Raw genomic sequence first — 12,272 nt, 5'->3', positions numbered from 1 at the left:
ATCACAGCGCAGAATGGAAACAACCAATAAAAATAAAAAAATGACAGGTCTCGGGCGAGGCTTGGGAGCATTGTTGCAGGATTCGGACAAGGTAAACAACACACCCCGTCCGAATGCAAGACCTTCGTCTCTTGATGCGGTTGGTTCGATGAACGAAATCGACCTGGATCAGATTGAGGCGAACCCATATCAGCCCCGTACCAAGTTTGATCAGGAAGCACTTCAGGAACTGGCAGACTCGATCAGGGTCCAGGGAATTATTCAGCCGATAACGGTCCGCCAGCTTGGTCCGGACCAGTATCAGCTTATTTCCGGAGAAAGACGTTTGCAGGCCTCAAAATCCCTTGGGATGGTGAGTATTCCGGCTTATGTGCGGACCGCAAATGACCAGCAAATGCTGGAAATGGCGCTGATTGAGAATATTCAGCGTGAAAACCTTAACTCGATAGAAATTGCCCTGAGTTATCAGCGCCTGATTCTGGAATGTAATCTGAAACAGGAGGAGCTTGGGGTACGTGTGGGTAAAAACCGGACTACGGTTAATAACTACATCCGTCTTTTGAAATTGCCGCCTGTGATTCAGGCTGCTTTACGGGACAACCGCATCAGCATGGGCCATGCCCGTGCCATTATCACAATCAATAGTGATCAGATCCAGCTGAAAATTTTCAATAAAATTATTGAAGAAGGATGGTCTGTTCGTAAAGTAGAAGAAGAGGTGCGCAAGCTTGGTATGATGAGCAGCATTTCTTTTGAGACTAAAAAGCCGGTGACGGTCAACCAGGAAATAAAATCACTACAATTCCAATTGTCTTCATTTTTTGGGGCAAAAGTATCTGTGAAAAGCAGTGAAGACCACAAGGGGGAAATCAAGATTCCTTTCGGGTCTCAGGACGAGTTGAAAAAGATTTTGGAAACGTTGAAATTTAATAATAAGGCTTGAAAAAGTGGTTTTTGATAGGGATCATCCTTTTTATCTCTGGTAAAGGAAGTGCCCAGACTGTCGGGCCGGATGGTGGGAAAGGAAAAGCTGTAAAAGTTGTAGTTTCGGATACGGCTGCGGTAGTGAAGGGCGATACCTCCAAGGTAAAAAAGAAGTGGATGCCAAACCCCAAAAAAGCTACTCGTCTGGCGGCGATGATACCGGGATCCGGGCAAATTTATAACCGCGACTACTGGAAAGTTCCTTTGGTGTATGCGGCGCTCGGAGGCGGAACCTGGACAGCGCTTTACTGGAATGTTCGTTATAAGGATTTTGTAGCAGGGTATAAGAGTTTTTATGACCTGAACCCTGACAGCAAGAATTATGGGAAGTTTAAACCAGGGGTAACTTCTGACACCAAATTGCCGATTTTTTATCGGGGAGGGATTTTAAATGGCGAGCGTAAGGATTCATTGCTTTTAAGTGTGGATCAGGTAAAAAGAGAGAAAAACCGTTACCGACGTTATCGTGAAACCGCCATTGTGTTTACCGTTGCCCTTTATGCCATTTCCATTATTGAAGCCAACGTTGCCGCACATTTAAAAACATTTGACCTGTCGGACGACCTGACATTAAATGTTTCGCCGAAAATTCAGCAGCCCAATATGACCAGGCCTACACCGGGTGTAAGCCTCGTTTTTAATTTCCGGAAGTAAAAGACAATAGTTAATAAAGTATTGATTGAAATTTAAGTTTTTAAAATGAAAATATTATTGCTGGGTTACGGCAAAATGGGTAAAACAATCGAAAAGATTGCCTTGGAAAGAGGACACGTTATCGTTGGGAAAATAGATCTCCAGAACCGCTCGGAAATGGATAATCTCGGAAAAGACGATGTTGACGTAGCCATTGAATTCAGTTCTCCGGAATCGGCTTATGCTAATATCACTTATTGTCTTGAAAAAGGCTGGCCCATCGTTTGTGGCACCACAGGCTGGCTCGAACACCGTAAGGAAATTGAGGAGCTTTGTGAAAATAAAAAAGGAGCCTTCTTTTATGCTTCCAATTACAGTATCGGGGTTAATTTGTTTTTCCGTTTGAACCGTCAGCTGGCGCGTTTGATGAAAGGGCAGAATTACCATGCTTCAATGACTGAAATTCACCACATTCACAAACTGGATGCGCCAAGCGGAACGGCGATTACACTGGCCGAAGGCGTTATTGCTGAGGACGAAAAAATCGGCGGATGGAAACTGGACCCGGAAGATGGCGAAGGTTTTATCAAGATTAAAGCGGAAAGAGAAGGAGAGGTGCCAGGGACACATATCATTCGGTATGAGTCGGAGGTCGATACCATTGAAATTTCTCATACAGCACATAATAGGGCTGGTTTTGCGTTGGGTGCCGTAGTTTCGGGAGAATGGCTTCCAGGTAAACAAGGTGTTTTTGGAATGGATGATCTGTTAAAAAATTTAGACTAGTACACGTAACGCTCAATAAATCAGAATATGGCTTTTAATAAGGGATTAACCTCTGCATCATCTTCCAAAAGTAAAAAATCAGGAGTAAGAGAGTGGTTTGACTCCATATTGTTCGCAGTGATCGCTGCAACACTTATCCGGTGGTTGTTCTTTGAAGCATTTACAATTCCGACACCCTCGATGGAGAACAGCCTTTTAGTAGGCGATTTTTTGTTTGTTAGTAAACTACATTACGGAACGCGCACGCCAAAAACGCCGTTGCAGGTTCCATTAACCCACCAGACAATCTGGGGAACCAATATTCCTTCGTATACCGATGCGATCCAGTTGCCGCAGTTCCGTTTGCCGGGTTTCAGTGACGTTAAACGTGGCGATGTGGTAGTATTCAACTACCCGCCCGAGTTGCAGCATCCGGTAGATTTGAAGACAAACTATATTAAAAGATGTATGGGGCTTCCCGGTGACAAACTGGAAGTTCGTGACCTTCAGGTATTTGCTAACGGCACAGCGGTTGAAAACCCTTCCCGGATGGAAAACGAGTACTTTGTGGCTACAACAACCAGTGTTAACGAGGCGAAAGTTTTCAAAGACAACGGAATTTCTGAGTTTAATACCTATCAGGAGACTTTTAACGATACCATTCCAGGTAATGACCAGTCGGGATATCTGGTGTATACGACCGTAGAACTGGCTGCGAAATTGAAGCAGTATGACTTTGTGAAAGATGTCACTTTGGTGAAAGCCTCAAAGGATATCAGCGAGCCGATGCTTTATCCAAATTCACAATTGTTTAAATGGAACCGTGATAACTACGGTCCGATCACCATTCCTGCAAAAGGGATGACTGTGCAGCTGACGCCTGAAAACGTGGCTTTGTACGGTCCGGTGATTAAAAATTATGAAGGAAAAGACGCCGTAGAAATTGATAACAACACGGTGAAAGTGGCCGGCAAAGCCATCACCAGTTATACTTTTGATCAGGACTATTATTTTATGATGGGAGATAACCGTCACAATTCAGCAGATTCACGTTATTGGGGTTTTGTACCCAAAGACCACATCGTTGGAAAAGCGGTTTTTGTATGGATGTCAATCGACCCGGCTCCTACAAGCTTCTTTGGCAAAATTCGTTGGAGCAGATTATTCCGCATCATCAACTAGCAGAAATTTTTTGTCATGCATAAAGGGAAGAAAAGCAGTTGCTTTTCTTCCCTTTTGTTTTACTCAGCATTTTTAAATTTATATGTAGTAAAATTATATATATAAGTGTTTGGTTATTGTTTTATAATAATGCAATATTGTGTTTGTAAACAAACAAGCCATGATAACTCCTGTTGATAAAGAAATACCACACGCTACCGTGAAAACGAAAAAGAAAAAATCGGCGGTCCGCGAATGGCTGGATTCTGTATTGTTCGCGGTTATTGCCGCAACGCTGATCCGTTGGCTTTTTTTTGAAGCCTTTGTCATTCCATCATCTTCGATGGAGCATACTTTGCTGGTCGGGGAATATTTATTCGTGAGTAAATTACATTACGGAACGCGTACCCCAATCACCCCTATACAGCTTCCATTGTCACATCAGACCGTTTGGGGAACCGAAATTCCGTCTTATACCGACCTGATTTCTTTACCGAAATTTCGCCTTCCCGGCTTTTCTGATGTGAAAAGAGGCGATGTTGTAGTGTTCAATATCCCTTCTGAACATCCGGGGCTTTATCAAAAATACAGCAATGTTTTACCGAACTTAAAACCACATCCCATTGACCTTCGCACGAACTATATCAAAAGGTGTGTGGCGCAGCCCGGCGACCGGTTCGAGTTAAAAGGTGGCCAGGTGTATGTTAATGGGGCAAAAAGTGAAAATCCGGCGGGACTGCAAAGTGATTATTTTGTTTCTTCCGGTACGGCTATCAATGAAATCAATATCTTCAAAAAGAATGGTATCACGGAATATTCGCCCTACACGGAAACATTTGACGACACGCTTTCTGCCAATGAAGAACAAGGTTATATTGTTAAAACAACTGCGGAAACTGCCGAAAAACTTAAATCCTATGATTTTGTGAAACGCGTGCAGATGACGGTGTTGCCAATAGGGATGAAAGAAACTTATCTGTATCCAAACTCCGAAAGGTTTGACTGGAACAAGGATAACTATGGCCCGATCATTATACCGAAAGAGGGCATGAATGTACTGCTAACCGATGACAACATTGCCATATATGGTGAGATTATTGAGTATTTTGATGGCAATAATGACATTGTTGTGAACGACGGAAAGGTCACGAAAAGCGGGAAGGTTATTGATAACTATACTTTCAGACAGGATTACTATTTTATGATGGGAGATAATCGTCACAACTCGGCGGATTCCCGGTATTGGGGATTTGTTCCGAAAGATCACATTGTTGGAAAGGCGGTATTTGTGTGGATGTCTATTGATCCGGATCCTCTGAGTTTTGGAAACAAAATTCGCTGGAACCGTTTATTCAGGATTATTGAATAACAAAAAAGCTTCCCGATCAGGAAGCTTTTTTGTTGCGTTAGGATTATTCTTCCTGAGAAAATATCAAAGCAGTGTAAGGCGGAATTTGCAATGAAACATGCTGTGGTAACTGATCAAATTCACCTTCGAGGGTCTCAACATCGAAAACACCAAGATGAGAGAAATCCTCGTCGTAAATTTCATTGTCGCTGTTAAAGCGTAGTTTCCATGAACCGTGCCTCGGGAAACCTACTTTGTAATCGTCAAAAGTTTCTGTTGAAAAGTTGAGGACAACAACAACGCTGTCTTTCGGACCGCCATTTTTGTAGCGGTGCATTACAATCACTTTCTTGTCGTCATCGGCACGGATAATCTGAACTTCCTGTCCCTGCAAGCCCTCAGTAACGCCAAACCAGTTTCTTCTTAAATGGATCAGGTCGCGGTGCAGATTGATAAATCCGCTGAACCTTTCCAACCTCGACCAGTCAATCGGGTCGCTATCTGAAAACCACTTGTCTTCCAAAAGCGGTTGTCCCTGAAAAATCATCGGAATACCTGGTGAGGTTAATACCAGCGCCACGCCCAATGCGGCCCGTTTTTTGGAATACCAGTTATCGACGTCTCCGTTCGCTATTTCCTCAGCTACTCTTGCTTGTCCGTTGGCTACTTCATCGTGTGATTCCGTGTAAATAATCCGTTGAAAGGAGTCAGCGTTATACCGGCTGGTAATCGCGTCCACAACGGAAGGAATATTGCGGTTTTGATCGTCGGCTGTGATAATGGCATCACGAACAGAATGTACAAATTCCGCATCCCACTGAGAGCCATAACCCATGCCGTCGTTTTCCACAGAATTCGTCACGAAATCCAGTGAGTGCATATCTTCTGCGATGGTAATGCGGTTGGGGAAGTTTTCTTTGATGTCTTTATTGATCCATTGCATGAGCGAGATTCCGTCTTGCAGGTCATTTCCCGGATTGCCGTCCGCTTTTACATTTCGAATGTAAACGACCATATCCATCCGCAGACCGTCTATTCTGTAATCTCTTAACCACATAAGGGCGTTATCATGGATATATTGCCTCACTTCTCCACGACCAAAATCTGGCCTGGTGTTTCCCCAGGGCGTTTCTGATTTCCAGTCGTTGTAGAAATAAATACCCCCGCCGTCATTTTCTGCCCATCCGTCAAATCGCCAAAGATCGAGATCCGACGGTCCGAAGTGATTATAAACCACATCCAGAATGACTGCGATACCCGCTTCATGCGCCGCCATAACGAATGCTTTTAACCCGTCAGGTCCTCCATAATCAGATTCTATTGCGAATGGATTTGCCGGGTTATACCCCCAAGAACGATCCCCGGGAAATTCGGAGCAGGGCATCAGTTCCACGGCATTAATTCCCAGACTTTTCAGATAATCTATTTTTTCAATCGCCGTGTAAAAAGTGCCTACCTTGTTCTCCTCTGTTACGTGGAAAGTGCCGATGTGCAATTCATAAATAATCAGCTCGTTCCAGCTCGGCATTGCATATTCCGCTTCCGCCCAGTCGAAACTTGAATGGTTATAAACCACGCTGTTCCCAACTGAGTTGGTAACCATTAAAGCGTAGGGATCGTTGCGCTGAAAATCTCCCGCAGGTGTTTTCAGTGCAAATTTATATTCATCGCCTTCTTTTGAATTTTCTACGAGAATTCCCCAGTTCCCGTTTTCCTCCGGCTGCAACGGATTGGTGTCCGGGTTCCAGTCATTAAAAGTCCCAACGACCGAAACGCTGTCGGCGTGAGGTGCCCAGACCCTGTAATAAACTCCCTGAGGGTGACAGACCGCACCCATCCCTTCGTAATTTTCTAAAATGCCGGTATCTTCAGTGTCTAAATTTTCCATATGGGATTTTGGAGTTGAAAATTTTTCAAAGAATTTAGCAAATCTTATGCCAGCAAAAGTGTGGAGAATATAATGTTATCGAATGGAAATTTATGCCTCATATTTTTTAATTTGCAGCTCAAACACACTATAAATAACATGCTGGAATTACCCGAAAGCGAAAAGCTTTGCACACTGGCTTTGGTGAACACGCCGGGCATTGGATCCGTCACGATCCGGTTACTGATCAGTTATTGCGGAAGCGCAGAAAAAGTATTTAAGGCAGATTTTAAAAAACTGATCAAAATACCCGGGATTGGTGAAAAGGTTGCCCGTTTGATCCTGAAAAAAGAAGGCCTGGCGCAGGCCGAAAAAGAATGGGCCGACTGCATCAAAAGTGGCGCAAATCTTCATTTCTTTTCTGACGATTCTTATCCAAACCGGTTGAAATCCCTGTACGATGCACCTGTTGTACTTTATTCCAAAGGCAATTTTGATTATAATAGTCATCGCACGGTAGGTATCGTGGGTACGAGGCAGATCACCGACTACGGTAAAAGTGTGACGGAAACAATCATCAGGGATCTGGTTCCATATAACCCGTTGGTGGTGAGTGGACTGGCTTATGGTGTGGATATCACGGCGCATAAAGCCTGTCTGAAACATGGCCTGCCAACCATCGGGGTGATGGCGAGTGGTCTGCATGTGATTTATCCCGCAATACATCAGAAAACGGCCAGAGAAATGCAGGAGCAGGGAGGCCTGGTGACAGAAAATGCGCTGGCGACAAAACCGGATTTTATGCGTTTTCCGGCAAGAAACCGCATCATTGCCGGGCTGAGTGATATCACCATCGTGGTGGAATCTGCAAAAAAAGGAGGCAGCCTGATTACAGTGGAATTTGCACAAAATTATCACAGGGAAGTTTTTGCAGTACCCGGAAATGTGACCAATACCCAGTCTGAGGGATGTAATCATCTGATCAGGGAAAATAAAGCGTCAATTTTTACCTCAGTTCAGGACATGGCTGAGTCGATTGGTTGGGGCTCAAAGAACAAAGAAGGCGTTGTAAGTGTTAACAAGGTGAGGGACCTGTCAGAGGCGGGTTTGGTGTTTGATGGTTTTACGCAGGACGAGGGGCAGATTTTATCTTTGCTGCGCAGGCAGGGTACCATGCAGGTCGACGAATTGTCATGGCAAAGCGGGATGCATTTAAATAAATTGGCAACACTGCTTTTGAATCTTGAATTTCAGGGTGTCGTGAAGTCGTTGCCGGGTAAAAAATATGGTTTAATCTAAGCATGATAAAAAGTACAATACAATTAATTAAAGAGGGGGAGGGGTTAACCGTTGAATTCAAAAGAACGATTGATAGTCCATATAAGATTGCCAAAACGATTGCTTCCTTTGCCAATACTTCCGGCGGTGTTTTGCTGGTTGGGGTAGGTGATAACCGGGAGTTGCTTGGGATAAAATCGGAATTAAATGAACTGGAAAAGCTGGAAAAAGCGTGTACGGAACTTGTTGACAAAATGATTCCGGTCCGCTTCAAGTCGGAAAAACTGGATAACCGGATTCTGCTGAGGGTCGAGATAGACGAAAGCCAGGAACGTCCGCATTATGCAATCAATGAAAAAGGGCAGCGGATGATTTACATCCGTGTGAAGGATAAAAGTGTCCCGACGTTGCGACTTTTTATTGAAGGTGAAAGTGATATAGATACGAAAACACTGCTGGCCTCCCGGCATGTGAGGACGCTCGTTCAATACCTTAAAGAGTATGATTCAATCAGTGCCAAAGTGTTTTCAAGGATTATCAATATTTCCGAAAAAAGGGCCGAGCGGATGATGAATGACCTGGCCGAAAAGCAGGTATTATTGAAATTGAAAAAAGGAAAACCCGAACTGTATAGTCTCAAATGGGTTGAATAAAAGGAACAAAAACGGGGCTCAGAATTTCGAAATTCTGAGCCCCGTTTTTTATACATTTGAAATATTACTCGATACCTACAAGTTCCAATTCGAAGATCAGATCCTGACCTGCCAATGGGTGATTTGCATCAAGAATTACATGCGTTTCAGTAACTTCTTTCACAATAACCGGAATTACCTGGCCATTGCCATCCTGGTGCATATTCAATGTAATACCAACTTCCAAAGGAATATCCGAAGGAATCTGGCTGCGGTCGAAGTTAACGATCATATCTTCATTAACAGGACCATATGCTTCCTCATTAGGAATATGAATGGTTTTTTTATCTCCAACTGCCATACCGGTAACACCGTCGTCAAAGCCTTTGATCACCATCCCGCTTCCCAATTGAAAAGACAATGGTTCACGTCCTGCCGAGGAATCAAACAGTTGGCCATCCGGAAGAGTGCCTGTGTAGTGTACCTGGACAGTATCACCTGCTTGTGCTTGTTTCATTTTATTAGAATCTATTGGTAAAAAAATATTTTAATGGTGATTTTTACGTGTTTCAAAACGCCTGCTATTAATAAGCTCTTGCAAAAACAACGCGCTGTGTCGAAGGCTTGCCTGTATAAATACAAACGCCGGCTTCTTCCACAGAATTTAAAGGAACGCAGCGAATCGTTGCTTTAGTTTCCTCCTTGATTTTTTCTTCCGTTTCAGAAGTACCATCCCAGTGTGCTAAAATGAAACCGCCTTTGATATCCAGCACTTTGTTGAATTCCTCAAAAGTATCAACCTTGAATGTATTTTCTTCGCGGAATGCCAGCGCTTTGTTGTAAATCGACGCCTGAATGTTGTCCAACAAGTCACTGATGTGGTCAATGATGCCTTCAAGAGAAACTGTTTCTTTCGTTTTGGTATCACGACGGGCCACTTCGACGGTGTTATTTTCGAGGTCGCGGGCGCCCATGGCCAAACGAACCGGAACACCTTTCAACTCATATTCGGCAAATTTATAACCCGGTTTGTAAGCGTCGTTGTTATCAAATTTAACGCTGATTCCTCGTTTCTTCAATTGTTTGGTGATGTCCCCAACTTTTTCAGAAATCAAAGCCAATTGCTCTTCGTTCTTGTAGATAGGAACAATAACCACCTGGATCGGAGCAAGTTTCGGAGGTAATACCAAGCCCTGGTCATCCGAGTGTGCCATGATTAAAGCACCCATCAAACGCGTGCTTACACCCCATGAAGTTCCCCAAACGTATTCCAGTTTTCCTTCTTTGTCCTGGAATTTAACATCAAACGCGTTGGCAAAATTCTGGCCCAGGAAGTGTGAAGTTCCGGCCTGAAGCGCTTTTCCGTCCTGCATTAATGCTTCTATGCAATAAGTATCAACGGCACCAGCAAATCTTTCATTGGCAGTTTTCACGCCTTTAACAACCGGAAGTGCCATCCATTCTTCTGCAAACTGTGCATAGACTTCAAGCATTTGTTTTGTTTCTGCCACAGCTTCGGCCGAGGTAGAATGTGCCGTATGGCCTTCCTGCCAAAGGAATTCCGTGGTTCTCAAAAACAATCTCGTACGCATTTCCCAGCGCACTACGTTGGCCCACTGGTTGATAAGCAACGGCAGGTCGCGGTACGACTGGATCCAGTTTTTATAAGTACTCCAGATCACCGTTTCCGAAGTTGGGCGAACGATCAGTTCTTCTTCCAGTTTTGCATCGGGATCAACGATGACACCGCCGCCATTCGGGTCATTTTTTAATCTATAATGGGTTACAACCGCGCACTCTTTTGCGAAACCTTCTACGTGTGAAGCTTCTTTGCTCAGATATGATTTCGGGATAAACAGGGGGAAATAGGCATTGGTGTGACCCGTTTCTTTAAACATGTCATCCAGCGCACGCTGCATTTTTTCCCAGATCGAATAACCGTAAGGTTTGATAACCATACAGCCACGGACAGCGGAAGTTTCAGCCAAATCGGCTCTTTTTACAAGTTCATTGTACCATTCGGAGTAATTTTCACTGCGGGTTGGTAAGGCTTTACTCATTCTTCGTAAATATTATGTAATGGAAAGGAGTATGACGGTTTGTCGCTTCGCTTTTTAATGAAGTTGCAAAGATAGTTTTTTATGTTAACTTTGGAATTAATGTCATACTAATGATGTTTTATTCACAGTCTGGTACAAAATTTAATGTATATTAGAGACAACATTATAAACAACTAAGAGCCATGGGGAGCATGAATAATTTAAAATATCTTTCACTGATACTGCTTTTTGGAGCGGGTGCCTGCACCAACAACCAATATGCGTCTCAGGGTGGATATGACGACCTCTACGGAGGTAATCCAAACTCAGGAGTAGTTACAAAAAATAACAGAGACAGACGGGCCTCAGAAGAGCTGTCGCGTTCCAATAACCCTGATTATCAGGAATACACTGATGAGCAGGCAAACGGAAGTGCAGACTATTATGATGATTCCTATCTCTCCGCACGTGGTGTTCAACGCACTTTGTCAAATTCTGCGGGTTACAACGCAGGGTTTACAGACGGGTTCAATCAGGCAACGCGTTTCTCTAATCCATATTACGGCTACACGCCTTATTCAGGTTTTAGTCCTTATTTCGGTGGAAGCGGTTTAAGTCTTGGACTTGGCTTCGGTTTTGGAAGCATGTTCAGAATGCGCCCGTACATGAGCCTTGGTTATGGCTATGGCGGTTATTCTCCTTATTCTTCGATGTATGGTTACAGCCCTTACGGTTATGATCCGTTTGGTTACGGTTATGGATCAGGACTTTATGGCGGATACGATAGCTATTACGGTTTTGGAGGTTATGGCGGATACGGTGGTTATGGCTACGGATATAATCCATGGGCATACAGCAGTCCTGTGATTATTGTCAATAACAACACTGACCGCAGAGGATATGCAAGAACTTACGGTAACCGTGTTTCCAATGCAAGTACAAGAACTTCTGAGCGTTACAATTCCAGTTTTGTAAACAGCCCGCGTTCATCAAATTCAACAAGAGAACGTAGTGCGAGAACTTCGGGAGGTGATACCTATTACACTTCACCAAGATCTTCGTCTGGCAGCCGTGGTTATTCAAGCAACGGACGGGTTGGTACTGATGCAGGTTCAGGAAATGCAAACACAAGAAGTTATTCAAGAGGTGGAAATACAACTGATGGAAATACGTATTATTCCCGTCCAAGATCCTCAGCTGGAAGCAACTATTCATCTGACAATGTGAATACTTATACGCCTTCACGTTCAACCAGAACTTACAGCTCAGATTCTTACCAGGCACCTTCGAGAAGCCAGTCTAATTATTCTGCACCTTCACGTAGCACGCAGACGTATCAGGCACCTAGCAGAAGTTACGACAATAGCAATAATTACAGCGCTCCTCAAAGAAGCAACAATACTTACAGCGCACCAACCAGGTCTTACAGTGCACCAAGTTATAGTGCGCCAAGTAGTGGCGGAGGTGGAGGCGGTGGTCGTTCTTCGTCATCACGAGGTCCACGCTGATATCAGGAATGATTTTTGTGATTTAACAACATAAATTGACCCTGCAAAATGTCATAA

11 protein-coding genes are annotated in these 12,272 nt (G+C 43.9%); 8 read left to right on the top strand and 3 right to left on the bottom strand.

Features of this window, described 5'->3' with window-relative positions; all coding sequences use genetic code 11:
* Positions 1-13: 13 nt before the first annotated feature.
* The 5 genes from M1L62_RS17240 to lepB (M1L62_RS17220) all read left to right on the top strand — a co-directional run bounded on the left by M1L62_RS17240 (position 14) and on the right by lepB (M1L62_RS17220) (position 4,912).
* Positions 14-943, top strand: coding sequence for a ParB/RepB/Spo0J family partition protein (locus M1L62_RS17240; RefSeq protein WP_254560858.1), 930 nt, complete (start codon positions 14-16; stop codon positions 941-943).
* Positions 940-1,638: a DUF5683 domain-containing protein gene (locus tag M1L62_RS17235; protein ID WP_254560857.1), complete on the top strand. Its 699-nt coding sequence runs from the start codon at positions 940-942 to the stop codon at positions 1,636-1,638. Before M1L62_RS17240 ends, M1L62_RS17235 begins: the two co-directional genes overlap by 4 nt.
* 45 nt (positions 1,639-1,683) lie before the next feature.
* Complete coding sequence (gene dapB / locus M1L62_RS17230; RefSeq protein ID WP_254560856.1) at positions 1,684-2,403, top strand: 4-hydroxy-tetrahydrodipicolinate reductase; 720 nt, start codon at positions 1,684-1,686, stop codon at positions 2,401-2,403.
* Between the two features lie 27 nt (positions 2,404-2,430).
* Positions 2,431-3,564, top strand: coding sequence for a signal peptidase I (gene lepB / locus M1L62_RS17225; RefSeq protein ID WP_254560855.1), 1,134 nt, complete (start codon positions 2,431-2,433; stop codon positions 3,562-3,564).
* 160 nt (positions 3,565-3,724) lie between these two features.
* Positions 3,725-4,912: a signal peptidase I gene (lepB, locus tag M1L62_RS17220; RefSeq protein ID WP_254560854.1), complete on the top strand. Its 1,188-nt coding sequence runs from the start codon at positions 3,725-3,727 to the stop codon at positions 4,910-4,912.
* 43 nt (positions 4,913-4,955) lie between these two features.
* On the opposite strand, the gene M1L62_RS17215 is transcribed toward lepB (M1L62_RS17220), so the two are convergent.
* Positions 4,956-6,779 (bottom strand): alpha-amylase family glycosyl hydrolase, encoded by a 1,824-nt coding sequence (locus M1L62_RS17215; protein ID WP_254560853.1) that lies wholly within the window; start codon positions 6,777-6,779, stop codon positions 4,956-4,958.
* A 138-nt stretch (positions 6,780-6,917) separates the two neighbouring features.
* Between M1L62_RS17215 and dprA the strand changes: the two genes are divergently transcribed.
* Together dprA and M1L62_RS17205 are read left to right on the top strand one after the other, a co-directional pair.
* Positions 6,918-8,057 (top strand): DNA-processing protein DprA, encoded by a 1,140-nt coding sequence (gene dprA / locus M1L62_RS17210; RefSeq protein WP_254560852.1) that lies wholly within the window; start codon positions 6,918-6,920, stop codon positions 8,055-8,057.
* A 2-nt stretch (positions 8,058-8,059) separates the two neighbouring features.
* A complete protein-coding gene (locus tag M1L62_RS17205) occupies positions 8,060-8,689 on the top strand; it encodes an AlbA family DNA-binding domain-containing protein (RefSeq protein ID WP_254560851.1) in 630 nt (209 codons plus the stop codon).
* Between the two features lie 64 nt (positions 8,690-8,753).
* On the opposite strand, the gene M1L62_RS17200 is transcribed toward M1L62_RS17205, so the two are convergent.
* Positions 8,754-9,185 carry an FKBP-type peptidyl-prolyl cis-trans isomerase gene (locus M1L62_RS17200; RefSeq protein WP_254560850.1) on the bottom strand — a complete coding sequence of 144 codons (432 nt, stop codon included), beginning with the start codon at positions 9,183-9,185 and terminating at the stop codon, positions 8,754-8,756.
* A 67-nt stretch (positions 9,186-9,252) separates the two neighbouring features.
* The gene (gene proS / locus M1L62_RS17195) at positions 9,253-10,728 is read right to left on the bottom strand and encodes a proline--tRNA ligase (protein WP_254560849.1); all 1,476 of its coding nucleotides are present in this window, start codon (positions 10,726-10,728) and stop codon (positions 9,253-9,255) included.
* Between the two features lie 191 nt (positions 10,729-10,919).
* Between proS and M1L62_RS17190 the strand changes: the two genes are divergently transcribed.
* Complete coding sequence (locus tag M1L62_RS17190; protein ID WP_254560848.1) at positions 10,920-12,215, top strand: hypothetical protein; 1,296 nt, start codon at positions 10,920-10,922, stop codon at positions 12,213-12,215.
* Positions 12,216-12,272: the final 57 nt, after the last annotated feature.

This window comes from Dyadobacter diqingensis (assembly GCF_024220585.1).
Classification (GTDB): domain Bacteria; phylum Bacteroidota; class Bacteroidia; order Cytophagales; family Spirosomataceae; genus Dyadobacter; species Dyadobacter diqingensis.
The sequence above is the reverse complement of the archived record's forward strand: the minus strand, read 5'-3'. Positions and strand labels throughout refer to the sequence as shown.